24 protein-coding genes are annotated in these 25,478 nt (G+C 69.4%); 6 read left to right on the top strand and 18 right to left on the bottom strand.

The genetic code is table 11. From position 1 onward, the window contains the following. Nucleotides 1-20: 20 nt before the first annotated feature. The 5 genes from WBG79_RS14530 to WBG79_RS14550 all read right to left on the bottom strand — a co-directional run bounded on the left by WBG79_RS14530 (nucleotide 21) and on the right by WBG79_RS14550 (nucleotide 5,250). Entirely contained in the window at nucleotides 21-677 is a 657-nt protein-coding gene (locus WBG79_RS14530; RefSeq protein ID WP_337357816.1) for a methyltransferase family protein, read from the bottom strand. A 236-nt stretch (nucleotides 678-913) separates the two neighbouring features. Next, nucleotides 914-1,714 (bottom strand): amino acid ABC transporter ATP-binding protein, encoded by an 801-nt coding sequence (locus WBG79_RS14535; protein WP_337357817.1) that lies wholly within the window; start codon nucleotides 1,712-1,714, stop codon nucleotides 914-916. Between the two features lie 14 nt (nucleotides 1,715-1,728). Further along, the gene (locus WBG79_RS14540; RefSeq protein WP_337357953.1) at nucleotides 1,729-2,874 is read right to left on the bottom strand and encodes an amino acid ABC transporter permease; all 1,146 of its coding nucleotides are present in this window, start codon (nucleotides 2,872-2,874) and stop codon (nucleotides 1,729-1,731) included. A 9-nt stretch (nucleotides 2,875-2,883) separates the two neighbouring features. Then, complete coding sequence (locus WBG79_RS14545) at nucleotides 2,884-4,074, bottom strand: amino acid ABC transporter permease (RefSeq protein ID WP_337357818.1); 1,191 nt, start codon at nucleotides 4,072-4,074, stop codon at nucleotides 2,884-2,886. Nucleotides 4,075-4,233: 159 nt separating this feature from the next. Then, on the bottom strand, nucleotides 4,234-5,250 hold the full coding sequence (locus WBG79_RS14550; RefSeq protein ID WP_337357819.1) for an amino acid ABC transporter substrate-binding protein: 1,017 nt from the start codon (nucleotides 5,248-5,250) through the stop codon (nucleotides 4,234-4,236). A 294-nt stretch (nucleotides 5,251-5,544) separates the two neighbouring features. On the opposite strand from WBG79_RS14550, the gene metC reads away from it, so the two are divergent. The 3 genes from metC (at nucleotide 5,545) to WBG79_RS14565 (ending at nucleotide 8,610) form a co-directional block, all read left to right on the top strand. Beyond that, nucleotides 5,545-6,771 carry a cystathionine beta-lyase gene (gene metC / locus WBG79_RS14555; protein ID WP_337357820.1) on the top strand — a complete coding sequence of 409 codons (1,227 nt, stop codon included), beginning with the start codon at nucleotides 5,545-5,547 and terminating at the stop codon, nucleotides 6,769-6,771. A 12-nt stretch (nucleotides 6,772-6,783) separates the two neighbouring features. Further along, the gene (locus WBG79_RS14560) at nucleotides 6,784-7,722 is read left to right on the top strand and encodes a sodium:proton symporter (protein ID WP_337357821.1); all 939 of its coding nucleotides are present in this window, start codon (nucleotides 6,784-6,786) and stop codon (nucleotides 7,720-7,722) included. 531 nt (nucleotides 7,723-8,253) lie between these two features. Then, a complete protein-coding gene (locus tag WBG79_RS14565; protein ID WP_443147436.1) occupies nucleotides 8,254-8,610 on the top strand; it encodes an ArsR/SmtB family transcription factor in 357 nt (118 codons plus the stop codon). 110 nt (nucleotides 8,611-8,720) lie between these two features. Here the strand turns inward: WBG79_RS14565 and WBG79_RS14570 are convergent, their stop codons facing one another. The 8 genes from WBG79_RS14570 to cpaB all read right to left on the bottom strand — a co-directional run bounded on the left by WBG79_RS14570 (nucleotide 8,721) and on the right by cpaB (nucleotide 17,272). Beyond that, the gene (locus tag WBG79_RS14570) at nucleotides 8,721-9,317 is read right to left on the bottom strand and encodes a tetratricopeptide repeat protein (RefSeq protein ID WP_337357822.1); all 597 of its coding nucleotides are present in this window, start codon (nucleotides 9,315-9,317) and stop codon (nucleotides 8,721-8,723) included. A 115-nt stretch (nucleotides 9,318-9,432) separates the two neighbouring features. Next, nucleotides 9,433-10,398: a type II secretion system F family protein gene (locus WBG79_RS14575; protein WP_337357823.1), complete on the bottom strand. Its 966-nt coding sequence runs from the start codon at nucleotides 10,396-10,398 to the stop codon at nucleotides 9,433-9,435. An 18-nt stretch (nucleotides 10,399-10,416) separates the two neighbouring features. Continuing rightward, nucleotides 10,417-11,397, bottom strand: coding sequence for a type II secretion system F family protein (locus tag WBG79_RS14580; RefSeq protein ID WP_337357824.1), 981 nt, complete (start codon nucleotides 11,395-11,397; stop codon nucleotides 10,417-10,419). Between the two features lie 7 nt (nucleotides 11,398-11,404). Beyond that, a complete protein-coding gene (locus WBG79_RS14585; RefSeq protein WP_337357825.1) occupies nucleotides 11,405-12,979 on the bottom strand; it encodes a CpaF family protein in 1,575 nt (524 codons plus the stop codon). A 75-nt stretch (nucleotides 12,980-13,054) separates the two neighbouring features. Next, nucleotides 13,055-14,233 (bottom strand): AAA family ATPase, encoded by a 1,179-nt coding sequence (locus WBG79_RS14590; protein ID WP_337357826.1) that lies wholly within the window; start codon nucleotides 14,231-14,233, stop codon nucleotides 13,055-13,057. A 306-nt stretch (nucleotides 14,234-14,539) separates the two neighbouring features. After that, a complete protein-coding gene (locus WBG79_RS14595; protein ID WP_337357827.1) occupies nucleotides 14,540-14,872 on the bottom strand; it encodes a hypothetical protein in 333 nt (110 codons plus the stop codon). Further along, nucleotides 14,856-16,298 carry a type II and III secretion system protein family protein gene (locus WBG79_RS14600; protein WP_337357828.1) on the bottom strand — a complete coding sequence of 481 codons (1,443 nt, stop codon included), beginning with the start codon at nucleotides 16,296-16,298 and terminating at the stop codon, nucleotides 14,856-14,858. The genes WBG79_RS14595 and WBG79_RS14600 overlap by 17 nt, the downstream gene beginning before the upstream one ends. Before the next feature lie 185 nt (nucleotides 16,299-16,483). Next, complete coding sequence (cpaB, locus tag WBG79_RS14605) at nucleotides 16,484-17,272, bottom strand: Flp pilus assembly protein CpaB (protein ID WP_337357829.1); 789 nt, start codon at nucleotides 17,270-17,272, stop codon at nucleotides 16,484-16,486. Nucleotides 17,273-17,481: 209 nt separating this feature from the next. Here cpaB and WBG79_RS14610 point away from each other — a divergent pair, with 209 nt between their 5' ends. Then, the gene (locus tag WBG79_RS14610; RefSeq protein WP_337357830.1) at nucleotides 17,482-18,291 is read left to right on the top strand and encodes a thermonuclease family protein; all 810 of its coding nucleotides are present in this window, start codon (nucleotides 17,482-17,484) and stop codon (nucleotides 18,289-18,291) included. Here WBG79_RS14610 and WBG79_RS14615 read toward each other — a convergent pair whose 3' ends face one another. Further along, on the bottom strand, nucleotides 18,292-19,632 hold the full coding sequence (locus WBG79_RS14615) for an aspartate aminotransferase family protein (protein ID WP_337357831.1): 1,341 nt from the start codon (nucleotides 19,630-19,632) through the stop codon (nucleotides 18,292-18,294). Between the two features lie 153 nt (nucleotides 19,633-19,785). On the opposite strand from WBG79_RS14615, the gene WBG79_RS14620 reads away from it, so the two are divergent. Beyond that, entirely contained in the window at nucleotides 19,786-20,817 is a 1,032-nt protein-coding gene (locus tag WBG79_RS14620; RefSeq protein ID WP_337357832.1) for a histone deacetylase family protein, read from the top strand. Then, nucleotides 20,814-21,293 carry a GNAT family N-acetyltransferase gene (locus WBG79_RS14625; protein ID WP_337357833.1) on the top strand — a complete coding sequence of 160 codons (480 nt, stop codon included), beginning with the start codon at nucleotides 20,814-20,816 and terminating at the stop codon, nucleotides 21,291-21,293. The genes WBG79_RS14620 and WBG79_RS14625 overlap by 4 nt, the downstream gene beginning before the upstream one ends. Nucleotides 21,294-21,586: 293 nt before the next feature. Here the strand turns inward: WBG79_RS14625 and WBG79_RS14630 are convergent, their stop codons facing one another. From WBG79_RS14630 to WBG79_RS14645, 4 genes are read right to left on the bottom strand one after another with little or no spacing between them, the layout of a single operon-like run. Further along, nucleotides 21,587-22,048, bottom strand: a complete 462-nt coding sequence (locus WBG79_RS14630) for a GNAT family N-acetyltransferase (RefSeq protein ID WP_337357834.1) — start codon at nucleotides 22,046-22,048, stop codon at nucleotides 21,587-21,589. Nucleotides 22,049-22,105: 57 nt separating this feature from the next. Further along, nucleotides 22,106-23,413: a type III glutamate--ammonia ligase gene (gene glnT / locus WBG79_RS14635; RefSeq protein WP_337357835.1), complete on the bottom strand. Its 1,308-nt coding sequence runs from the start codon at nucleotides 23,411-23,413 to the stop codon at nucleotides 22,106-22,108. A 28-nt stretch (nucleotides 23,414-23,441) separates the two neighbouring features. Further along, nucleotides 23,442-24,770 (bottom strand): FMN-binding glutamate synthase family protein, encoded by a 1,329-nt coding sequence (locus tag WBG79_RS14640; protein WP_337357836.1) that lies wholly within the window; start codon nucleotides 24,768-24,770, stop codon nucleotides 23,442-23,444. Between the two features lie 12 nt (nucleotides 24,771-24,782). Then, nucleotides 24,783-25,469 carry a GXGXG domain-containing protein gene (locus WBG79_RS14645; RefSeq protein WP_337357837.1) on the bottom strand — a complete coding sequence of 229 codons (687 nt, stop codon included), beginning with the start codon at nucleotides 25,467-25,469 and terminating at the stop codon, nucleotides 24,783-24,785. Nucleotides 25,470-25,478: the final 9 nt, after the last annotated feature.

Raw genomic sequence — 25,478 nt, forward strand, 5'->3', positions numbered from 1 at the left:
TGGAAGTCGAGGCGCCGCCCTCAGGCCTTGGCGCCATCCTTGCCGGGATGCCGCAAGCCGCCATGGATCGGCAGCCACCGGGGCGTCGAGGCCCGGTAGGCCTCGTAGGCCTGCCCGAAGTGACGGGCGAGCGCCTCCTCCTCCACCCGGCTCTGCCTGACCAGGACGGCCACGCCCGCGATCAGGCAGACGAGAGAGAAGACCGACGGCAGCGCGAGGAAGAAGCCCACCTGACCGGCGATCACCGCCAGGAAGATCGGGTTCCGCGTCAGGCCGTATGGACCGTCGGTGAAGAGCCGCGACGGCATCCGCCCGCCCGTCCCGGACCGCCAGTCGGCCTCCAGATAGGAATGGACATAGTCGACCGCCCCGAGCGCGGCGATCATCAGCAGGATGCCGGTGGCGACCACCGCGGGCCGGTTCGCCAGCGCCTCGAACGGGAGCAGGAGCTGGTCGATCCCGGGGAACGGCACCCTGGCGACGCAGACGATCAGGATCGAGGCGCGGAAGAGCCGGAACACCGACTGGTGCCGCCAGTTGGCCGACCCGCGCGCCCCCGGGTCCGCGTGGGACCAGCCGGTCCGCGCACGGAAGGCCAGCAGCCGCACCGTGTAGTGCAGCGCCACGAAGCCGAAATAGCAGGCCATAAAGCCCCGGGCGAACGCGTCGAAGGTCATGAACCACCTCGACGTGCACATTACCACGATCGGTGACTAAAATAAAAACCACTGAATACGATTATAGAAACATTCCAGTCACGACGAATGCGTATTCGCGGCCTGTCCCGCGTGTCTCTGCTCGGCGGCTTTCCCGTCTGGCACGGCCGTGGCCCAAGAGGACCGAGCCCGGGACCTGTGAGGGCACCCGGGCAGGCTCCGCTGGAGATGAGGCCCGTTGGCAGGACCCCGGCGGGTCAGTGCAGGATCTGGCTCAGGAACAGCTTGGTGCGCTCGTGCTGCGGATTGCCGAAGAACGCCGCCGGTTCGTTCTGCTCGATGATCTGGCCGGCGTCCATGAAGATGACCCGGTTCGCCACCTGCCGCGCGAAGCCCATCTCATGGGTGACGCACAGCATGGTCATGCCCGACTCGGCCAGGCTGATCATCACCTCGAGCACCTCCTTCACCATCTCGGGGTCGAGCGCGGAGGTGGGCTCGTCAAAGAGCATGATCTTGGGGTTCATGCAGAGCGAGCGGGCGATGGCGACACGCTGCTGCTGTCCGCCGGACAGCTGGCCCGGATACTTGTTGGCCTGTTCCGGGATGCGCACCCGCTTGAGGTAGTGCATCGCCACCTCCTCGGCCTCCTTCTTGGGCAGCTTCTTCACCCAGATCGGCGCGAGCGTGCAGTTCTCCAGGATGGTGAGATGCGGGAACAGGTTGAAGTGCTGGAACACCATGCCGACGTCGCGGCGCACCTCGTCGATCTTCTTGAGGTCGTTGGTGAGCTCGATCCCGTCGACGACGATCTGCCCCTTCTGGTGCTCCTCCAGGCGGTTGATGCAGCGGATCATGGTCGACTTGCCGGAGCCGGACGGTCCGCACACGACGATCCGCTCGCCCTTGTTGACGGTCAGGTTGATGTCCTTCAGCACATGGAAGTCGCCGTACCACTTGTTGACGCCGGCCATGCGCACGGCGACCTCGTTCAAGACCTTCATCTTGGAGCGGTCGGCCTTGAGTTCTTCGGCGGACACCGCGTTTTCGATCGTCATCGTGGGTCTCCGGATCAGCGTTTGTGGCCGGTGTTGAGCCGGCGTTCCATGAACATCGAGTATCGGCTCATGCCGAAGCAGAAGACGAAGTAGAAGATGGCGGCCACGAGGTAGCCCGTGCCCGCCACCGTCGGCGCCGCCCAGTTCGCGTCCGTGCGGGTGAAGTTGATCATGCCGAGGAGGTCGAAGAGCGACACGATGGCGACCAGCGTGGTGTCCTTGAACAGGCCGATGAAGGTGTTCACGATACCCGGGATGACGAGCTTCAGCGCCTGCGGCATGACCACGAGCAGCATCATCTTCCAATAGTTGAGCCCGAGCGCCATGGCGCCCTCGTACTGCCCCTTCGGGATCGCCTGCAACCCGCCGCGCACCACCTCGGCCATGTAGGCCGCCGAGAAGAGCGACACGCCGATCAGCGCGCGCAGCAACTTGTCCACGTCCGTGCCCGCCGGCATGAACAGCGGCAGCATGTTGGAGGCCATGAACAGCACGGTGATCAGCGGCACGCCGCGCCAGAACTCGATGAACATGATCGAGAGCAGGCGGATGATCGGCATCTTCGACCGTCGCCCGAGCGCAAGCATGATGCCGAGCGGCAGGGAGAACACGATGCCGGTGACGGCGACCACCAGGGTCACCAGCACGCCGCCCCACAGGTAGCTTTCCACGTCCTCCAGGCCGAAGAGGCCGCCGCGCAGCAGCACGAAGGCGACGATCGGGAATGCCAGGAAGAAGAGCAGCGCGTTCAGCCGCTTCAGCGGCGCCTTCGGGATCATGAGCGGCGCCAGCAGCCCGAAGAAGAGCAGGAACACCACGTCCACGCGCCAGCGTTCCGGGATCGGGTAGCGCCCGTAGACCCATTGCAGCCAGTAGGCCTTGGCGTAGGGCCAGCAGGCGCCGACGTCCGCCGACTTTCGGCAATCCTCGCCCGAGGTGCCCTGGAACACCGCGCGCACCAGCGCAAAATCGATGAACTGCCAGGCGATCCAGCCGAAGATCACGATGCCGATCAGGGTCAGCAGGATGTCGCCGGGCGTCGCGAAGAGCCGCGCCCGCGCCCAGGCATAGGGTCCCACCACCGACGACGGCGGCGGCTCGGCCTGCTTCAGTTCGGAGCGGACGAAGGCGATGCCACCTGGTGCGCCGTCGGAAACCATGGTCATCGGTCAGCGCTCCACGATGGCCATGCGGCCGTTGAACCAGTTCATGAAGGCCGAGGTCGCCAGACTCGTGCCCAGGTAGATGAGCATCCAGATCGCGATCACCTCGATCGCCTGGCCGGTCTGGTTGAGGACCGTGCCGCCCGTGTAGACGAGGTCTGGATAGCCGACCGCCACCGCGAGCGAGGAGTTCTTGGTGAGGTTCAGGTACTGGCTCGTCAGCGGCGGGATGATCACCCGCATGGCCTGCGGCACGACCACCAGCCGGAGGGTGTCGCCCGGACGCAGCCCGAGCGAGCGGGCCGCCTCGGTCTGGCCGTGGCTGACCGCCATGATGCCGGCCCGCACGATCTCGGCGATGAAGGCGCCGGTGTAGATGACGAGCGCGAGCAGCAGAGCCATGAACTCCGGGATGACCCGGGTACCGCCCGCGATGTTGAAGGTCGACTTGGTGGGCGCGTTGACGGTGAGCCCCGAGCCGGTCGCCAGGAAGGCGATCGCCGGCAGCCCGACGATCAGGCCGAGGCTCGTCCACCCGGTCGGGAACCGTTGCCCGGTCGCCGCCTGCCGCCGGCGCGCCCAGAAGCGGATGCCCAGGGAGAGCAGGATCGCGACCAGGAGCCCGCCGGCGACCGCTTCGCCGGAGGCCGGCGTCCAGACGAACTCCGGGATGATGAGCCCGCGGTTGTTCAGGAAGACCCACCCGCTCACCGGCTGCAGCGACTGCCGCGGGCTCGGCAGGAGCGCCAGCACGGCGAAGTACCAGAACAGGATCTGCAGCAGAAGCGGCAGGTTGCGCACGATCTCCACGTAGAGGGTCGCGAGCTTCTGGATCACGAAGTTGGAGGACAGCCGCGCGATGCCGGCGATGAAGCCGAGGAGCGTCGCCAGCACGATGCCGAGCCCGGCCACCAGGGCCGTGTTGGCGAGGCCGACCAGGATCGCCCGCCCGTAGGAGGAGTCTTTCGGGTAGTCGATCAGCGACTGCGAGATGTCGAAGCCCGCCTGCGCGCCGAGGAACCCGAAGCCTTGCGCGATGTTGCGCTGCTGCAGGTTGACCGCCGCGTTGTGCACGAAGGTCCAGACGACCGCCACCACGAGCGCGAGCGTCAGCACCTGGTAGAGGACGCCGCGGACCTCCGGGTTGTTGAGCCACGAGCCCCCGGACGTCTCGTCCCGTTTCGCTTCACTCGCCATGCTACGCCCCACGCTCGCCCGAACCCCCGGGCGCAAGTCACCCCCAAGGCCGCCGGCGCGGCCCGGAAGGGTCACGCGGCGTCCGCGAACCGGCCTGCCGGGCCGGAGGGTCCGGGCCGCGTCCCCGAGAGGACGGCGGCCCGGCCCTGGGTCACCGGATCAGCGGATCGGGGGCGCGTACTGGAGGCCGCCCTTCGACCACAGCGCGTTCACGCCGCGGGCGATCTTGAGCGGAGACCCCTGCCCGACATTGCGCTCGAAGCTCTCGCCGTAATTCCCGATATGCTTGACGATCTGGTAGGCCCAGGCGTTCGACAGGCCGATGCCCTCGCCGAACTTGCCTTCCTTGCCCAGCAGGCGGCGCACTTCGGGGTTGGTGGAGTTGAGCATCTCGTCGACGTTGGCCTTGGTGACGCCGAGCTCCTCAGCCGTGATCAGGGCGAAGAGCGACCACTTGACCACGTTGAACCACGCGTCGTCGCCCTGGCGGACCAGCGGGCCGAGGGGCTCCTTCGAGATGATCTCCGGCAGCACGATGTGGTCGGCCGGGTTCGTCAGCCGCAGGCGCTCCGCATAGAGGCCGGAGGCGTCCGTCGTCATGGCGTCGCAGCGGCCGCTGTCGTAGGCCTTGTTGACCTCGTCGCTCTTCTCGAAGCTGACGACCTCGTACTTCATGTTCTTCGAACGGAAGAAGTCGGCGAGGTTGAGCTCGGTGGTGGTGCCGGTCTGGGTGCACACCGAGGCGCCCGACAGCTGCAGGGCGGAGGTGACGTTCAGGCTCTTGCGAACCATGAAGCCCTGGCCGTCATAGTAGTTGATGCCGGCGAACTTCAGGCCGAGCGACGTGTCGCGCGACATGGTCCAGGTCGTGTTGCGCGACAGCACGTCCACTTCGCCCGACTGCAGCGCGGTGAACCGGTCCTTCGCCGACAGCGGCGTGAACTTCACCTTCGACGGGTCGTTGAAGACGGCCGCGGCCACGGCCCGGCAGACGTCGACGTCGAAGCCGACGTAGTTGCCCGACTGGTCGGGCTGGGCGAAGCCGGCGAGGCCCGGGCCGACGCCGCATTGCAGGAAGCCCTTGGCCTTGACGTCGTCCAGCGTTCCCGCCGAGGCGGCTGTGGCGGCAAATCCGACCGCGACGCCGAAGGCCGCCGCGACGATCTTGGTTTTCATGTTTGGACCCTTACTGTTGGCCGTTTTACGTTCGCGTCTGCGCATATGTCCGAAAGGTCCCGTACCTGACCCGGACTTGCGGTCCGCAGAAGCAAGCTGCGGGCCGAATGGCGCGCGGGCCGCTCCTGCTCGGTTTTTCGGTCGCCGCTCCCCGTCCGCCCGCGACCGGACCGAGGTGGCGGCCCAGCCATCTCAGGCTATTCATGACGACGGGTCAAGGGGGCGTGCGCCCGAAACTGACGCCGTGCTAAGGGAAGTTCCCGACGCGGCCGGACCCGAATCCCCGAGGAAACCATGAGCCAGAACGCCGAGAACGACGAAATGCCCCGCCGTGCCCCGGCGCTGGCCACCCGCCTCTCCCATGCCGGACGGCCGCAGGACGCGTCGCTTCCCTTCGTGAACCCGCCGATCGTCCGGGCCTCCACGGTGCTCTTCGAGAGTGTCGGCGCGATGCAGGGCGGCAAGGCGCGGTATGTCTATGGAAGACGCGGAACGCCTACTTCGGAGGCATTGTGCGACGCCATGACGGACCTCGAGGGCGCGGCCGGATCGGTCGTCACGCCGTCGGGCCTCGCGGCCATCTCGGTGGCGCTGCTCTCGGTCGTCTCGGCCGGCGACCACCTGCTCGTCGTGGACACCGCCTACCACCCCTGCCGCCATTTCTGCGACACCGTGCTGAAGCGGATGGGGGTCGAGACGGAATATTACGATCCCGCCGTCGGCGCGGGCATCGCGGCGCTGTTCCGGCCGAACACGCGCGCCGTCTATCTCGAGGCGCCCGGCTCGCTCACCTTCGAGATGCAGGACGTGCCCGCCATCGCGGCCGCGGCGCGCGCCCGCGGGATCGTGTCGATCATGGACAACACCTGGGCCACCCCGGTCTTCTTCCGCCCCCTCGACCACGGCATCGACATCACCCTCCTCGCCGCCACCAAATATGTCGGCGGCCACTCCGACCTGATGCTCGGCACCGTCTCGGCCAACGCCGCCCTGTGGCCCGCCGTGAAGGAGACCAGCGGGTCGCTCGGCATGTTCACCGGCGCCGACGACATGTTCGCGGCCCTGCGCGGGCTGCGCACCATGGACCTGCGGCTCCGTCGCCACCAGGAGAGCGCCCTCGCGGTCGCCCGCTGGCTGCAGGGCCGGCCCGAGGTGGGCCGCGTGCTCCACCCCGCGCTGGAGACCGACCCCGGGCACGCGCTCTGGCGGCGCGACTTCTGCGGCGCCACGGGCCTCTTCGGGGTCGTGCTCGCCGCCCCCTACCCCTCCCGGGCGGTCGCCGCCATGCTGGACGGGCTGCGCTGGTTCGGCCTGGGCTATTCCTGGGGCGGCTTCGAAAGCCTCGCCATTCCCGCCGACGTCGCACTTTCCCGCACGGCCACGCGCTTCGAGGCCGCGGGCCCGCTGATCCGCCTCCATGTCGGCCTGGAGGACCCCGCCGACCTCATCGCCGACCTGCAGGACGGCTTCCGGCGCCTCACCGCCGTCGCGGCCGCCCCGGCCGACGAAACCGACCTCTGACCGGACACCCTCATGCGCCGGCTTCTCGCCTGGATGGGCCGGCACGGAACCGCCCTGTCGGCCGCCTCGATCTTCATCGGCCTCGCCACGCCGGATCTCGCCGCGCTCGTGCGGCCGTGGCTCGCCTCCCTGGTCACCGTCATGCTGGCGCTGGCCTTTCTGATGATCGACCCGGCGGCCGTCGCCGCGACGCTGCGCCGGCCCCGGCCGATCCTGGCGGGCGCGCTCGTGCTCGCGGTGGCGACCCCGCTGGCCTTCCGCCTGGCCGGTCCGATTTTCGATCCGCTACTCGGGCCCGGGCTCACCCTGGCCCTCTTCATCTTCGCCTTCGGTCCGCCGACCCTCTCCTCCCCGGCTTTCGCCGCCCTGATGGGGCTCGACGGCGCGCAGGCGCTCACGCTGTGCCTCGCCCTGACGCTCGCCTCGCCGCTGGTCGTGCCCGCCGTCGCCGGGCTGATCGGCGTCGACTTCCCTCTGGACGCCGCCCGCCTCGCCCTGCGGCTGGCCGCCATCGTGCTGCCCGCCGCGGCCGCTGCCGCGATCGTCATCGTCCTCGCGGGGCGCGACAGGATCCTGCGCAACCGGGAGGCCGTGACCGGCACCTTGATCGTTCCCCTCGCGATCTTCGCGGTAGGATCCATGGACGGGATCACCGCCAAGGTCGCGGCGGAACCGCTGCACATGGCCGGCATCCTTCTTTTCGGTATCGCCCTTGCGGTCGGCGGGATCTTGGCGACCAGCCTGGTGCTCTGGCCCGCCGGCCGGTCCTCCGCGCTCGCCCTCGGCTGGTGTGGAGGCAACCGCAATCTCGGGCTGCTCGTCGGGGCCATGTCCGGGAGCCTGCCCGACGACACCTGGTCCTATTTCGCCATGGCGCAATTCCCGATCTACGCCCTCCCCCTCGTTGCCGGGCGGGTCTACCGTGTCCTTCTCCGTCGCGCGCCGCGGTGAGCGGCGGCACCGCCCTTCAGATCGACGAATTGCGGTGACAGCATGACGCAGGGACATCATACAACTTGTCATTTTTCGTCAATCCTCGTGGGACGGTCAGTTTCCAAATCAGAAACAGCCCCCTCGCACAGGTCGACCTAGGCAATTTTCCGACTAGAAGACCTTTCGATTTTGAGGGCTCATCATAATATATGCGAATAAAGCGCAGCCGATCGGGACTCAGTTCAGGAACTTTAGAATTTTCTATTGTGGATCGTCTGATCACCGAATCAAGGTGGGCTTCTAATACAAGTACTTCATTCGAGGCCGCAGCGTTTGTCCGGAAGGGGTCAGGATATACACGGTTGCATCGACGCGAACCTTGAATTACTTTACGTCATGCGGCCGGGCCAAGAGGGGTGTCCGGTCGAGGGGCGGTTGCGCCGCACCAGTCTGCGTCAGGGTCCGATCGGGGCGGTTCCGACACAGGTCCACGGGCCGCGTTCCGGCACGGCCCGATCACAAGGATCTTCCTGGTCCACGGAGACGTTGATGTTGCTACAGCCCAATTCCCCGGCACCCGGGTGGATGTCGGATCCCCAGGGTCTTTCGCTGCAACGAAGCAAGTTGTCGAATATTTCAAAGGCCGGAAGCGAACTGCTGAAGGCACTATCCCATGAGGGCCGCCTGACGATCCTGGCCCTCCTCTGCGAGAAGGAGCGATCCGTTACCGAGCTCGAGACGATTCTGGAGCTCCGGCAGCCTGCCGTCTCCCAGCAGCTCGCTCGCCTGCGGCATGACAACCTTGTTGCCACCCGGCGAGAGGGGAAGCTCATCTACTATTCACTCGCGAGCGAGCAGGCGCGCGAGGTGGTCTCCACCCTGACCCGTCTCTACGGAGAGGGCTGACCCGCGGCACCGGTCCGGTGGCGCGGGTCCGAGGGCCGGCGCCACGGTCGGGCACCACGGTCCCGATTCGAACGGGATCCCATCATCACGCCGAGGCCGCGAACGGAGCCTCAGCGCACGTCCTTGCCGAGCGCCTGGCTCGCATCGAGCATGTCGAGGTTCGCGAGAATCACCGCATTGCCGGGGTCCATGGCGCGCGCGGCGGCCAGCTTGGAGCGTGCGGTCTTCAGCTCGCCCCGGAGCATGAGGGAGTAGCCCTGGTTGTTCAGGATCACCGGCGTCGTCCCGACGATTCGGATCGCCTGCGTGTAGGCGCGGTCGGCGAGATCGAACCGCCGGAGCCGATCGTAGCTCGCCGCCAGGCCGACCCAGGCCTCCGCGTCCCGCGGCCCCTCCTCCACGGCCTTCCGGAAGGCCTGCTCGGCGAGCCCGAAATGGCCCTCGCGGTAGTGCCGCTTGCCGACGCTGACCGGGTCGGTCGGCAGGTCTCCGGTCAGGCCCGAGGCGGCCGCGATGGTGGGACCGGGCGCATCGGGCACATAGGCCGCGGGCTGGCTCGCGACCGTGCCGGTGACCGCTCCGTCGGTCCTGGCGTCCGCGGTAGACGGATCGAAAAGCTTGCCCATTGTGCCCGTGGACTCGCAACCGCCAAGCAGCGGAGCCATGAGGATCGACAAGGACAGGATGCGCCGGACAGATGCTGACATGACCCGCTACCCGAGACTGACCCCGCCGCGACGGCGTGGGTGGATCGACTGACCGGCATCAAAGCACGCAATCCTTAAATACTTCCCTCTGCCGCAGCGGGCGTCCTATCACGGTTCAATTCGAGTAACCTTTCAGTCGGATGTAGACCGGCAGGATGGTGACGATCAGCAGGACCGGGAAGACGAACAGGCCGAGCGGAATGACGAGCTTGGCTGGCAGCGCGTAGGCCTTCTCCTCCGCCCGGCTGAGCCGCTGGTGCCGCATGTCGTCGGAATAGATGCGCAGCGCCTCCGTCAGGCTGGACCCGAGCTCCTCGGACTGCTGCAAGAGCGTCGCGAACGAGCGCGCCTCCGTGATGCCGAGCCGGTCGCCCAGCATGTCCAGCGCCTCGCCGAGGGTCCGCCCGGCGCGCATCTCCAGGTTCGTCATGGCGAGGTTGGCGGACAGCGACGGATAGCTGGTCGAGAGCTCCCGGCCGACCCGGTCGAGCGCCGATTCCATGGAGAGACCGGCGTCCGCGCAGACCACCATCAGGTCCATGAAGTCCGGGAAGCCGGCCCGATGTTCGTCCCGGTTCCGCGCCACCCGCCGGCCGACGTAGATCGACGGCAGCAGGTAGCCCAGGATGAGCCCGCCGAGCACCACGAGCCAGAAGACCGCCCCCGCCATGCCGAGGGCCGCCGCCGTTGCGGAGGCCGCCAGCCCGACCACGATGGCGGCCCCGAACCGCGCCGCGAAATACCACGCCACCGCACCCGGCTGCAGGAAGCCGGCCTGCATCAGCTGACGCCGGATCTTCACGACTTCGCGGACGTCCTCCGGCACGAAATTGCGCGTCACGCTGTCGAGCAGCTTCGCCGCCGCGGCCCGGCTCTCGCCGAGCGGCGACCGGGGATCGACCGCCGTCACCGCGATGTCGAGCGAGCCGACGTCCGCCGCGCGCCGTCGGATCGCCCCGCGCGACTGGACGAGTTGCCCGACCGCGATGGTCACCGCCGCCACGGCCAGGAAGAGCATGGCGCCGGGCAGGATGGAGATCGCGTCGGACCCCGCCAGGAAGGTTTCGAACTGGTCCAGCATGGAAACCCGGCCCCGCGCCTAGATCTTGAAGTTGATCATCTTCTTCATGATGAGATTGCCGGTCAGCATCCACCCGATGGCGATGCCGAGCGCGGTTTGCGTCACTTTCAGGTGGATGATGTCGCCGTAGAAGCCCGGGTTCATGTAGTTGACCGCGCCGAAGAACATCACCGGCATGGCGGAAAGCGCCAGCGCCGAGAAGCGCCCTTCCGACGACAGCGCCCGGATCTTGCGCCGCATCTTGAACCGCTCGCGGATCACCCGGCTGAGGTTCGCCAGGATCTGGGCGAGGTTGCCGCCCGTCGAGCCCTGGATCGCCACCGCGGTCACGAACAGCGGCAGGTCCTCCTGGCCGACCCGGAACAGCAGGTTGCGCATGGCCGTCTCCAGGTCCGACCCGTAGGTCACCTCGTCGGCCAACATGCCGAACTCCGTGCCGACCGGGTCGCCCATCTCGCGCGCCACCATCGAGATCGCCACCGGGACCGGGTGCCCGGCCTTGAGGGAGCGAACGATGATGTCGATCGCGTCCGGGAACTGTGCCGCGAATTTGTCCAGGCGCCGCTTGCGCAGGGTGCGCAGGACGAGGAGCGGCAGCACGAGCCCGCCGGCGACGAGGCCGCCGGCCGAGAGGGCCGGGTCGTGCCGCCACACATAGAGCCCGGCCGCAGCCGCGAGCCCGGTCGCCACCATGACCGCCAGCACCTTCGGAATGCCGAGCGTCGTGCCCGACTGCAGGACGAGACGGTTGAAGGCCTTGACGGGGATCAGGTAGAGGCCCTCGCCGGTCAGCCCTCGCTCGCGCCTGAGGATGACCAGCGCCTCCTCCCGGTTCGGCTTCTCGCCGAGGATCCTGAGCCGCCGGTTCACCCGGTCCCGGTAGCTCTCGCCCTTGAAGACCAGGAGGTACACCGCCTCGACCACGAGCACGACCGCCGCGGCCACGAACAGGGAGACGAGGATCGAGGGGTCGAGTTCGTCGAGCTTCAGGGACGGCATGGCGGCCTCACAGCGGCTTCGACGGGTCGAAGTGCGATCCCGGCAGGTTGATGCCCTTGGCGACGAGCTCGGTCAGGAAGCGCGGACGCACGCCGGTCGCCACGAAGTTGCCGTGGATGGTGCCGTCCTCGTCCGTTTTCGAGCGCACGAACTTGTAGATCTCCTGCATCTGCAGGATGTCGCCCTCCATGCCGGTGATCTCCGCGATGGAGGTGATGCGCCGCTTGCCGTCGCTCATGCGCTGGAGCTGCACGATGACCCGGATGGCCGCGGTGATCTGCGCCCGCATGCTCTGCACGGTCATGGGCATCGCCGACATGCCGAGCATCTGCTCCAGGCGCGAGATCGCCTCGCGCGGGTTGTTGGCGTGGATGGTGGCCATCGAGCCTTCGTGGCCCGTGTTCATGGCCTGCAGCATGTCGAAGGCCTCCTCGCCGCGCACCTCGCCGAGGATGACCCGGTCCGGCCGCATGCGCAGCGCGTTCTTGACGAGGTCGCGCTGGCGGATCTCGCCCTTGCCCTCGATGTTGGGCGGCCGCGTCTCCATGCGCGCCACGTGCGGCTGCTGGAGCTGCAACTCGGCCGCGTCCTCGATCGTGATGAGGCGCTCGTATTCGGGGATGAAGGCCGAGAGCGCGTTGAGCATCGTGGTCTTGCCCGAGCCGGTGCCGCCCGAGATGATCAGCGTGATCTTCGACTTCACGGCCGCCGCGAGCAGGTCGGCCATCTGCTGCTTGATCGCCCCGACCTCGACGAGGGCGGAGAGCGACAGCTTCTTCTTGGAGAACTTTCGGATCGAGACCAGCGGCCCGTCGACCGCGATCGGCCGGATCGCCACGTTCACGCGGCTGCCGTCGAGGAGGCGCGCGTCGCAGAGCGGATGGCTCTCGTCGACCCGCCGGCCGACCGCCGAGACGATCTTGTTGACGATGCGCAGGAGGTGCGCCTCGTCCTTGAAGCGCGTCTGTGTCTTCTCCAGCATGCCGCGCCGCTCGACGAAGACGTTCTCGTGCCCGTTGATCAAGATGTCGGCGATGGAGTCGTCCTTGAGCAGGGGCTCGAGCGGCCCGAGCCCGGTCATCTCGTCGAGGATCTCCTTGGTGAAGATCTCGAGTTCCTGGGCGTTGAGGGCAATGCGCTCGGCCTGGACATACTGCGAGACGAGGCCGCCGACCTGCCGCTTCATCTCCGCTTCCGGCAGCTTTTCGAGCGCCGACAGGTTGATCTCCTCGATCAGCCGGCGATGCAGGCGCACCCGGGCGTCGAGGAGCTTGTTGGTGAGCCGGGTGACGCCGGCGTCGCTCTCGACCGGGGCCGGCGACGGCGCGATCAGCGGCCCGGCAGCAGGCTCGGCGGCGGGCGTGGCGACCGGCGGCGGAGGCGGCAGGTCCTCGGCCGGCAGCGCGAAGGCCTCGGCGATGGCGGCGGCCCCGGGCGGCTGCCAGGCCGGCGGCTCCTCGCCCACGGGCAGCGGCGGCGGCGGCAGCTCCGTGAGCTGGACGGCGGGCGCGGGCGGCGGCGGCAGGGTCTCGGGACCCGGCGGCGCGGCGGCGTGGCGGCGGGCGGTGAAGCGTCCGAGCATCGGGTCGGCTCCGGATGGGGGCGCGCCGTCAGGCGGCGCCGGGGGACGGGGCGCGGCGGGCGCGCCCGCGGGACATCACTTCTCGCCAGGCTCGGCGAAGAGGATCTTGCGCATGTCGGCGAGCACGTTGTTGGAGGCCTTGATCTCGTGGAGCGGCACGCCCCGGTCGATCGCCTCGCGCACGAGCCGGTAGTTGTTAGAGACCACGCCGGCGAGCATCGTCCCGAGCGCCGCCTCGATGTCCGACTTCCGCAGCCCGGTGCCGAACATCCGGCTCTCGTAGCGGTTGACGATCGCCTTCGGGGTCGCCTCGTCGCCGAGACGCTCGCGGATGGCGAGCGCCAGCCGCCGCGCGAGCCGGAGCCCTGGCACGGTCATCTCGGTGACGATGAAAAAGTGGTCGGAGCCCACCAGCACGTCGTCGGTCCACGGGAACCACGTCCGCGGCAGGTCGATCACCACGTTGTCGAAGCGCTGCGCGACCAGGTCGAGAAGCCGCGTCACCACCGCCGGATGGAAGCTGCGCATCTCCGCGGGGCGGTTCGGCGCGGCAAGTACGGCCAGCCCGGAGGTGTGGTGCGACAGCATCATGTCGAGCAGGTGCTGGTCGAGCCGCTCCGGGTTCGGCAGGATCTCGTCGAGCGCAAGCCGCGGCTCCAGGTCGAGATGGTCCGCGCAGGCGCCGTTCTGGAAGTCGAGGTCGACCAGGCAGGTGGCCGACTTGCCCTTCTCGCCCTGCAGGATGAAGGCGGTCTGGACCGCGAGCGTCGTCACCCCGACCCCGCCGGCGGCCGGCAGGAAGGTGTAGATCTCCGCTTCCTTGGTCTCCATCGCGGGGGCCGCCTGGACCGCCTGGACGGCCTTCAGGCAGGTGCGGGCGAGCTCGGCCGGCTCCACCGGCTTGCGCAGGAAGTCCGTCACCCGGATCTGCAGGAACCAGCGCGCCAGCGCCTCGTCGAAACCCTCGGTGACCACGATCACCGGCACGCGCCCGCCGGTCCGCGCCATGAAGCGCTGCAGCGCCAGGAGCTCGTTGCGCGAGCCCGTGTCGAGGAAGACCACGAAGGCCGCCGATCCCTCGGCCGGGACGCGCGCCTCGGCGCGTTCGAACGTGTCGGCGATGAAGTCGAGGGAGAAGCGCGGCCCCGCCGCGAAGGCGGCCTTGAGCTCCTTCTCCAGCGCCGGGTCGGGCGCCACGACCGTCACCTTGAGGGCGACGACCTTGTCCTGCGGAGGGGTACGGCTGAAGAACATCGGCACGATTTCCGGATCACGCATCAGATCGAGGCCCGAGAAACCCGTCCGCGCCGCCGGACGCGCGGAGTGTTCCTCCCCTCTCCTGCCGATGAGACGCCCCGGCCCTTAAGATGACCTGAAAGCAAACCTGCCGGACGGACGCGGGGACGGCCGGGATGGCAGCGCGGAAAACGGACCGCAAAACGCAGCAGGTCAAATTTCAGGACAATTGCCTAAAGTCTTCGCGAACGGGACAGCTACAACGCGAAAGGGCGGCGCTCGCCGCGCCGCCCTCGAAGTCCGCCGGTCCACTCGCCTCGATGTCTACTTGGCCATGGCCGCGGCGCCCGCCGGGGGTGCTGCGGACTGATCCGACAGCTCGGATGTCGTGGCCGGCACGGGCGGCAGGATCATGCCCTTCTTGTAGCGCTCGACCGAGGCGACGGCGCGCTGCCCGTTGACGGGCAAGCGCGTGTCGTTGACGTAGGGCGGCCAGGGGTCGATCGTCTGCGCCACCTTGTTGGCCGCCACCGCGTCGCCGAACTGCAGCGTGACGGTATCCCGGTTGTCCAGGTAGTTGTCCGAGGAGCAGCCCGCCAGGAGCAGCCCGACGGCGGCGATCGCCGCCAGGGTCTTCGCTTCAGCGCTTCGCGACACGGTTGCCTCCGTTCGGCATGTCGAGGATGTGGCCGGACAGGCCTTCGGCCGGGGTCGGAAGCGGCGGCTGCACCTTGTCCTTCCGGACCTCCGTCTTGCCCAGGAGGAAGAGTTCCGGATCGTTGGGCGCCCTGAGGTTGTCGAGAGGTGTCCTGAGCGCCTGGCCGGGAACCACGGGACGCACCAGCCGGGGCGTCACGATGATCACCAGCTCCGTCTCGCTCTTCTGGTAGTTGGTCGAGCGGAACAGGGCGCCGAGGACCGGGACGCTGCCGAGCCAGGGAAGCTGCTGCAGCATGTTCGACGAATTCGCCTGGAGCAGACCCGCGATGGCGAAGCTCTGTCCGTCCCTCAGCTCGATGGTCGTGTCGGCGCGCCGCACGATGAGCGAAGGGATCGTGGTCCCGCTCAGCGTCAGAGGGTTCGAGTAGTCGAGCTCGCTGACCTCGGGCACAATCTTGAGGTTGATCAGTCCGTTCTCGAGGACCGTGGGCGTGAACGCCAGCCCGACACCGAACTTCTTGTATTCGATGGTGACCTGGTTGTCCTTGTTGTTGACCGGGATCGGGTATTCGCCGCCGGCCAGGAAGCTCGCCGTGTCGCCGGAGAGCGCGACCAGATTCGGCTCCGCGAGGCGCCGCCCGATCCCCTGCTCCTCAAGCGCCCGAATCAGCAGATCCGCACGGATGCCGTCCCCGAGGATCTGTGCCACCGCCACGCCGAACGGATTGTCGCCGCTCAGCAGACCCGGCGTACCCGTGAAGGCGCCGCCGACATTGGCATTGGGCGGATAGGTCCCGCTCGTCGCGCCCCCGCTGCCCAGATTCCGCGAGATGCGGCTGGAGCCCAGGCCCCAGTTGATGCCGATCTCGCGCCCCGCGTTCCGGTTCGCCTCGACGAACCGCACCTCCAGCATGACCTGCTGCGAGCCGCCGACCGAGAGCGAGTTGATCACGTCCGGCCCGAACTGCTTGGCGATCAGCATCGCCTTGTCGGCCGAGACCGCGTCCCGGACGGTGCCGGACAGCATGATCTTGCCGTTGTAGGTCGAGACTCGGATGTTGGAGGAGGGCAACCGCCGCTGGATCTCGCTCTCGAGCCGCCCCGTGTCGTGCGACACCTCGATGTCGACGATGCCGAGCAGCTGCTTGCGCGAGTCGTAGACCGAGACGTTCGTGGTCCCGATTGCCCGGCCGAGCACGTAGAAGGACTTGTCCGTCAGCGGGACCACGTCGGCGATCTCCGGATCGCCCACGACCAGGTCCGCGAACGGGTTCTCGACCCGGAGCGTCTCGGACTTGCCTTGCGACACCCGGATGTGCTCCGGCCGCCCAGAGGCGACCCGCACGATGCGCTCCTGGGCCTCCGCGGGCCCCGCCGCGCCGACCGTGCCCCACGCCAGCCCGGCGGCCACCGCCGCCGCCATGATGAGGGTCCCGGCCCAACCGGGACGTCCTGTCCCGGGCCTCGATTTGCCAATCTTCAACTCACACCCCCAATCGCCGAACGAGCGATCGACTGAAGCCCGGACCGGCGGGCGGCGGCCTCTGCCACCCACCCCGTCCCGGACATCGGCCCGCCCGTCGCGACCCTCGGGGTCGAGCCGAATTTCTATTCCACCTCGGACCGGACGCCGTATTCCTGGCGCTTCGTGGCCCGCGAAACCGAAACCGTGGCCTGGCGGATGCGCTGGCTGCGCACCACCGCCGACTCCACCTCGCCCGCCGGCCTGAGGACGAGCGAGATCGTCCCGACCGAGGAGGCGAAGGCCACCTTCTGGGCGATGCCCGAGTGCACCTCGAGCGTCACCGCCTTGGGGATCGAAGGCTTCTCGGCGCGCTGGTCGAAGCTCTGGTCGATGGCGAGCACGCGCGCCCGCTCGACCAGCACCTCCGTGATGGCGTCGCCCTCGCCCTGGTGGCGGGTGAGCAGCACGTCGACCCGGTCGCCCGGCAGGACGAAGCCCGCCACCCCGTTGACCTCGTCGACCCGCACCGTGACCGCCTTCATGCCCTCGTCGATCACCGCCGAGAGCGTCGCCCGCTGGCCGGGTCCGGAGACCTTGGCCTGCAGGAGCGGCTCGTTGGCCGAGATCGCGGCGAGCGCCATGCGGCGGCCCGGCTGCTGGAACATCTCCGCGACGGTCCGGAACACGCCGAGCGGCACGGCTTCCGCCGGCCAGGCGATTTCCTTCAGCGCCGCCGCCGTCACCTCGGTGCCGAACGCCAGATCCTTCGCGGCGACCACCACCGTGGACGTGGCGAGCTCGCGCGGCGCCGTCGCCTCGATGGTGCGCATCCGCTTCTCCGCCTGACGCTCGAGCCAGGTCTGCGACAGGAAGACCGCCGCGGCCCCGAAGACGAGCGCAAGGAGAAGCATGACGATGGTGTTGGTCCGCAAGACCGGATCCTCGCTGCCTTCACCCTCCCTTTCCCCGGACGGAGCCTGCGCGCTGCGCCATAAACAAGCTCTTAAGCGTAAAATCGCAGCAAAGCACATGGTGAACGAAGTCTTTTCGATACGTCGGAAGACGTACATTAAATCTTTGTTAACCCTGATGTTCCACGGTCTTCTCCAGTCGCCGTGATCCTTGGACGGGATCGAAGACCATGCGAGCCTGGATCGGATATGCCCTCACGGCCAGCGTCACCGGCCTCGCCATGGCGGGCGCGGTGTGGTGGCGCTACGCCGACGACATTCCCGAGACGACCCTGGCCGCCTCGCCCGCCGCCCAGTCCGCCCCGCCCGCGGCGGTCCCCGTTCCGCCCACGCCGGCCCCGCCACGCGCCGCCCCTGCCGAGGGTGGACCGAAGGCGCAGCGCCGCTTCCCGCAGTCCGCCTTCTCGCCCGGCGAGATCATCGCCCCGGCCCCCTCCGTCACCGCCAAGACCCTCGCGGTCGGCGCGGACGGGGTCGTCATGCCGCCGGCCGGCGCCTTCGCGCCCGTCACCGATGCCCGCGACGCCGACCCGCAGCCGACCGCGTCGGTGCGCACCGCCGCCCTGACGCCGCCCGCCGAACCCATCCGCTCCGTCCCCGCCCGCGCGGAGGAGATCCGGCTCAACCTCCCCTCGGTCGCCGACGCCCGCACCCTGACGGGAGACGGCCGCCGCATCCGCCTCTCCGGCCTCGCCCTGCCCCCGGAGGGCAAGGCCTGCCGCAAGCTCGACGGCACGGCGGAGCCTTGCCGCGACAGGGCCCGCACGCAGCTCGAACTCTTCCTGCGCCACCGTCCGGTGGTCTGCGCGGTTCCGGCCGGCTCCAAGGCCGCCGCCGACGGCCGCTGCCGCATCGGCGAGGCCGATGTCGCCGAATGGCTCGTCCGCTCCGGCTGGGCGCTCGCCGAGGTCGACGCGCCCGAAAAGCTCAGGAAGGCGGCCGCGGAAGCGCAGCGCCAGCGCCTCGGCATGTGGCGCTGATCAGCCCGCCCCGATCTCCGAGAGCGCCGCGCGGATCGAGGCCGCCGTCAGGCCGGCGATCTCTTCCAGGTCCGCCGGTTCGGCGATGTAGGGCGGCGCCAGGATCACCGTGTCGCCCCGGACTCCGTCGACGTTGCCGCCGCAAGGGTAGCAGATGAGCCCGCGCGCCAGCGCCGCGTCCCGGATGCGGATGAAGAGCTTGTGCTCGGCCGCGAAGGGTTCTTTTGTGGCGCGGTCGGCCACCAGCTCCAGCCCGACGAAGAAGCCGCGCCCGCGGATGTCGCCGACCGCCTCGATGCCCTGGGTGGCCCCCTTCAGCATCTCCATGAACACCGGCCCGAGCCGCCGCACCTTCCCGACGAGCCCGTCGCGCCGCACGATCCGCTGCACCGCCACCCCGGCCGCACAGGCCGCCGTGTGGCCCGTGAAGGTGTGGCCCGTCAGCGGCCCCCCATAGGCCGCGTCCAGCACCACGCCGATCCGCCGGTGGTAGACCGTCGCCCCGAGCGGCAGGTAGCCACCGCCTAGCCCCTTGGCGACCGGCATGATGTCCGGCACCACCCCGTCATGCTCGAGCGCCCGCCACGTCCCGCAACGCCCTGCGCCGCACATCACCTCGTCGGCGATCATCAGCACGCCGTGGCGGTCGCAGACGTCCCGCACCAGGGCCGCGTAGCCCGGGGGAGCCGGCACCACGCCGCCCGCCGCCCCGACCACCGGCTCGAACACGAAGGCCGCAACCTTCTCGGCCCCGAGCCGCAGGATCTCCGCCTCCAGCTCCGCCGCGCACCAGGCCCCGACCTCCGCCGGCGCGACGCCCGCCGGGGGCCGGTAGACGTTCGCGGGCGAGATCAGCGACCCTTCGATCAACGCCCCTTCGTAGGGCGCCCGCCGCTCCAGGAACCCGGAGATCGACAGCGCGCCGAGCGTGTTGCCGTGCCACGACCGGTGCCGGGAGATGAACCGTCTGCGGGTCATTTCGCCTTTGGCCGCATGGTATTGCAGCGCGATCTTCAGAGCCGACTCGACCGCCTCCGAGCCGCCCGAGACGAACACCATGCGGTCGAGCCCGCCCCCGCAGGACTCAGCCACCAGCGCCGTCAGCTCCTCCAGCGGATCGCTCGTAAAGGTGTAGCGGTAGCCGTGCGCGATCCGGTCGAGCTGCGCCGTGATCGCCGCGTTGACCTCCCGGTTGCCGTGCCCGAGGCAGTAGACCGCCGGCCCGCCCGACCCGTCCACGTAGCGCTTGCCGCTCGCGTCGAAGACATGCATCCCCGACCCATACGCCACCTTCGGTAGCCCACCGCCGGCGATCGAGATGGTCGGCTGCGCGGCGGTCATGGTCTGGCTCCTCGGTTCGGGTCGCGGCGAGGCTGGTCCGAAGCCCCGCCGCGGTCAAGTCCGCGCTCCCCCGGGGCCCGGTGCCGAACGGGGTCGCTGGCACCGTCCGGCCCGGCTATCATCCGCCGAGGGGCAGAGGAGGACCGCGCCGCCATGATCACCGTCTTCGCCGAGGCGAGCCGCCGCCACGAACCGCCGGGCTTCGTCGTCGCCGGCCGGATCCGGCCGAGCCCGGAGCGGCCGGAGCGCATCGATCTCCTGATGGAGGGCGTGCGTGCGGTCGGCGCCACCCTCGTCGAGCCGCCCCCGGTCACCCTCGCCGAGGCCGCCCTCGTCCACGACGCCCGCTATCTCGCCTTCCTGGAGACGCTGGTCGAGCGCTGGGGACGCCAGCCGGACGCGGCCGCCTATCCGATCCCGAACATCCACGCCCTCGGCCGCCCGGGCCTGCCGCCCGCCTCCTATCCGGAGAGCGTCATCGGCCAGGTCGGCTGGCATCTCGGCGACGGCTCGGCGCCGATCCTGCCCGACACGCTCCCCGCCGCGCTGGGGGCGGCGGCCAGCGCCCTGCACGGGGCCACGCTGGTGCTCGGCGGCGAGACGCTGGTCTATGCGCTGTCGCGCCCGCCCGGCCATCACGCGAGCGCCGACATGGCGGCGGGCTTCTGCTACCTCAACAACAGCGCGCTGGCGGCCGAGGCCCTCACGCGCGCCGGCCGGCGAACCGCCATCCTCGACGTCGACGTCCATCACGGCAACGGCACCGAGGCGATCTTCTACGACCGTGCCGACGTCCTGACGGTGTCGCTGCATGTCGACCCCGCCCGCTTCTACCCCTTCTTCTGGGGCTACGCCGCCGAGACCGGCGCCGGCGCCGGCGAGGGCTTCAACCTGAACCTGCCGCTCCCGCGCGGCACCGGGGACGCCGCCTACCTGGAGGCGCTCGGCCTCGCGCTCGACCGCGTCCGCGCCTTCGCGCCCGACGTCCTCGTCCTCGCCGCGGGCCTGGACGCCGCCGCGGACGACCCGTTCCAGGGCTTCGCCCTCTCGCAGGGCGGCTTCGAGGCGATCGGGCGGGCCGTCCGGGCCCTCGGGGTCCCGGTCCTGGCCGTCCAGGAGGGCGGTTACCCCTCCCCGACGCTCGGCCTCAACCTCGCCGCCCTTCTCTCCGGCCTCGGCGCATGACGGCGCTGATCCGCCCGGCCCGGCCCGAGGAGTGCGAGGCCGTCGCCGGCATGGTCCGCACCCTCGCCCGCGACACGGGGGCGGAGACGGTCCCGGCCGTGACCGGCGAGACCTTGCGCGCCGAGGCCTTCGGGGCGAGCCCGCTGCTCCGCCTCTGGGTCGCCGAGGCCGACGGCCGTCTGGTCGGCATGCTGGTCGGCGTGGTGGCCTTCTCGACCTGGCGCGGCGGTCGCGGCCTCTACGTCTGCGATCTCTACGCCGAACCCGCCCGCCGCGGCTCGGGCCTCGGCCGCCGGCTCCTGGCCGCCGCCGCCCGCGCGGCCCGGGACGAGGGCCTGTCCTACATGAAGCTCGAGATCATCGGCACCAACCAGGGCGTCGCCCGCTTCTACGCCCGCCTCGGCTTCGAGCCGGTCGAGGGCGACGTGACCTGGGTGCTGGAGCGCGACGGCCTCGATCGTCTGGCGGCCGGCTGAGGCATTCACGCAGAAGCCGTGGGTGGACCCCACCGCCCCCGCGAACGCTTCCGGCGCCGTCCCGGGAAAGCCTTCCCCGCGGTTGTCACCCCGGCCATCGCGCCGGGGCCTAATGGCCGCCCCGCGGCCCGGCCGTAAAGCTGCCAAAAAGCCGCGACACCCGGCACGGCCAATGGATCCCGGCGCGATAGCCGGGATGACATCGGGGTGAGGGGCTTGGAGAAAAGCCACCGCTCTGCCGGCGGACGGCGAGCCCACAGCCCCCACAAACGCTTCCCGCTCCGAAGCCGGCGTCAGAGGTCCTTCCGGTACACGATGAAGCCGGAGCGCTGGGCCAGCGTGTCGTAGAGCCGCTGCGCGGTCAGGTTCGTCTCGTGCGTCTGCCAATAGACGCGCGGCGCGCCGGCCTCCCGGGCCCGGGCGTAGACCGCCTGGATGAGCGCCGTCGCCACGCCCCGCCCCCGAGCCTCCGGCGCGGTGAACAGGTCCTGCATGTAGCAGGTCGGGCCGATCATGACGGTGTTGCGGTGGTAGAGGTAGTGGGTCAGACCGATGAGCCGGTCGCCCGCGGCGGCGACGAGGCAATGGACCGGTTCGGATGCGTCGAAGAAGCGGCCCCAGGTCGTGCGCGTGACCGCCTCGGAGACCGCGGTCGGCCCCTTGCGCTCGTAAAAGGCGTTGTACCCCTCCCAGAGGGCGAGCCAGGGCTCGTACTCGTCGGAGCGCGGCAGACGGATCTCGAAGGGCGTCGACATGGGGTCACCTTGCCAGAAACCGGGAGCTGCGTGAACGCCCCGAGCGCCGGCCCGGGATCACACGTCGAAGGTCGTCTCCTTCTCCCAGGCCGTGAAATGGCCCGCATAGGCCTCCCACTCGCCCCGCTTGATGGCGAGATAGGCCCTGGAGAACCCGGCCCCCAGCATGGCGCGCAGCGTCTCGTCCGCCTCGAAGGCGCGCAGCGCGTCGAGGAGGTTGAGCGGCAGGCGCACGGCGTTCTCCACGAGGTGGCCGTCCGTGTACATGTTCACGTCCGAGCGCGGCCCCGGGTCCGCCTTCGCGGCGAGGCCGTCGAGGCCGGTGGCGATGATGGCGGCCTGCAGCAGGTACGGGTTGGCGGCGCCGTCGCCGAGCCGGAGCTCGAAGCGCCCCGGCCCCGGCACGCGCACCATGTGGGTGCGGTTGTTGCCGGTCCAGGTCACCGTGTTGGGCGACCAGGTCGCGCCGGAGAGCGTGCGCGGCGCGTTGATGCGCTTGTAGGAATTGACGGTGGGGTTCGTCAGCGCGGCGAGGGCCGCCGCGTGGCGCATGATCCCGCCCAGGAACCAGCGGCCCTCCTCGGACAGGCCGAGTTCCGCCTCCGGGTCGGCGAAGCGGTTGCGCGTGGCGCCGAGGTCCCAGACAGAGATGTGGGCGTGGCAGCCGTTGCCGGTCAGGCCGGGGAAGGGCTTGGGCATGAAGGTGGCCCGGAAGCCGTGCTTCTCGGCGACCGACTTGACCATGAACTTGAAGAAGGAATGCCGGTCCGCCGTGACGAGCGCATCGTCGAAGGCCCAGTTCATCTCGAACTGGCCGTTCGCGTCCTCGTGGTCGTTCTGGTAGGGCTGCCAGCCGAGCGCCAGCATGGCGTCGCAGATCTCGGCGATGACGTCGTAGCGGCGCATCAGCGCCTGCTGGTCGTAGCAGGACTTGGCCGCCGTATCGAGCCCGTCGGAGATCGCCTGGCCGTCCGCCGTGGTCAGGAAGAACTCCGCCTCCACGCCCGTGCGCACGCGCAGGCCCTGCTCGGCCGCCTTGGCGACCATCCGCTTCAGCGTGTTGCGCGGCGCCTGCTCGACGAGTTCGCCGTCCATGACGCAGTCGGCGGCGACCCAGGCGACCTCCTTCTTCCAAGGCAATTGGACGGCGGAGGCCGGGTCCGGCACCGCGAGCATGTCCGGGTCGGCCGGGGTCATGTCGAGCCAGGTCGCGAAGCCGGCGAACCCGGCGCCCTCCTTGGCCATCTCGGCGATCGCCTGGCTCGGAACCAGCTTGGCGCGCTGCCCGCCCGCCAGGTCCGTGTAGGAAATCAGGAAATACTTGATTCCGTTATCCCTGGCGAATTGATCGAGGTCGCGGGCCATGGGTCGGGGTCCCTGAAGGAGCGGGTGGTCAGAACTTGCCTTGTCCGGGAATCCAGTCGGTGCCGGCGAGCGGGACGCCGGCCATCGCGGCGGCTTCGATCGTCAGGGCGCAGAGGTCCTCGGGCTCGAGATTGTGCAGATGGCTCTTGCCGCAGGCGCGCGCGATGGTCTGCGCCTCCAGCGTCATGACCTTGAGGTAGTTGGCGAGCCGGCGGCCGGCGATCTCCGGGTCGACCCGCTTCATCAGCTCCGGATCCTGCGTCGTGATGCCGGCCGGGTCCTTGCCCTCGTGCCAGTCGTCGTAGGCCCCCGCGGTGGTGCCGAGCTTGCGGTACTCGTCCTCCCAGTGCGGGTCGTTGTCGCCGATGGCAACCAGCGCCGCCGTGCCGATCGAGACCGCGTCCGCCCCGAGCGCCAGGGCCTTGGCGACGTCCGCCCCGTTGCGGATGCCGCCGGAGACGATCAGTTGCACCTTGCGGTGCATGCCGAGGTCCTGCAGCGCCTTCACGGCGGGGCGGATGCAGGCGAGGGTCGGCATGCCGACATGCTCGATGAACACCTCCTGGGTCGCCGCGGTGCCGCCCTGCATGCCGTCCAGCACGACCACGTCGGCGCCGGACTTCACCGCGAGCGCCGTGTCGTAGTAGGGCCGCGCCCCGCCGACCTTCACGTAGATCGGTTTCTCCCAGTCGGTGAGTTCGCGCAGTTCCAGGATCTTGATCTCGAGGTCGTCCGGGCCGGTCCAGTCCGGGTGGCGGCAGGCGGAGCGCTGGTCGATGCCCTTCGGCAGCGTGCGCATCTCGGCGACCCGGTCGGTGATCTTCTGCCCGAGCAGCATGCCGCCGCCGCCCGGCTTCGCCCCCTGCCCGACCACCACCTCGATGGCGTCGGCGCGGCGCAAGTCGCGGAGGTTCATGCCGTAGCGCGACGGCAGGTACTGGTAGACGAGGATCTCCGAATGACCCCGCTCCTCCTCGGTCATGCCGCCGTCGCCGGTCGTCGTTGAGGTGCCGGCGAGCGTCGCGCCGCGCCCGAGCGCCTCCTTGGCGGGTCCGGAGAGCGAGCCGAAGCTCATGCCCGCGATGGTGATCGGGATCTTCAGCGTGATGGGCTTCCTGGCATGCCGCGCCCCGAGCGTGACGGAGGTCTCGCAGCGCTCCCGGTATCCTTCCAGCGGGTAGCGCGAGATTGAGGCGCCGAGGAACAGCAGGTCGTCGAAATGCGGCAGCTTCCGCTTCGACCCGCCGCCGCGGATGTCGTAGATCCCGGTCGCGGCCGCACGGCGGATCTCGGCCAGCGTGTACTCGTCGAACGTCGCCGACCTGCGGGGCGGCATGGGCGGGTTGGAATAGGTCATGCGCACCGGCCCTCAATAGGCATCGACGTTGTCGATGTGGAAGTTGTAGAGCTTGCGCGCCGAGCCGTAGCGCCTGAACTCCTCCGGCCGGACGTGGGTCGCCCCGGCTCGTTCGAGGAGGCCGGCGAGAAGCGCCAGGTGCTCGGGCCGCATCTCCTTCTCGATGCAGTCCGCCCCCAGGCTCTTCACCGACCCGCGCACGAAGAGGCGCGCCTCGTAGATGGAATCACCCAGCGCCTCGCCCGCATCCCCGAGCACCACGAGGTTGCCCGACTGCGCCATGAAGGCCGACATGTGGCCGATGTCGCCGTGGACGACGATATCGATGCCCTTCATCGAGATCCCGCAGCGCGAAGAAGCGTTGCCCTCGATGACGAGGAGCCCGCCGCGCCCAGTGGCGCCCGCATACTGGCTGGCATCGCCCTTCACCACGATGGTGCCGGACATCATGTTCTCGCCCACCCCCGGTCCGGCCGAGCCCTTCACCGTGATGACGCCGTCCTGGTTCATGCCGCCGCAGTAGTAGCCGACGTTGCCGTTGACCGTGACGGTGAGCGGCCGGTCGATGCCGACCGCCACCGCATGGAGACCCTGCGGGTTCAGGACCTCGAAATGGGTGTCGTTGGACCCCTCGGGCAAGGCGTGAAGGGCGCCGTTCAGCGCCCGCAGGGGCTCGCGGGCGAGGTCGATGACCGGCATCTCAGATCG

This window comes from Prosthecomicrobium sp. N25, from assembly GCF_037203705.1.
Lineage (GTDB): Bacteria > Pseudomonadota > Alphaproteobacteria > Rhizobiales > Ancalomicrobiaceae > Prosthecodimorpha.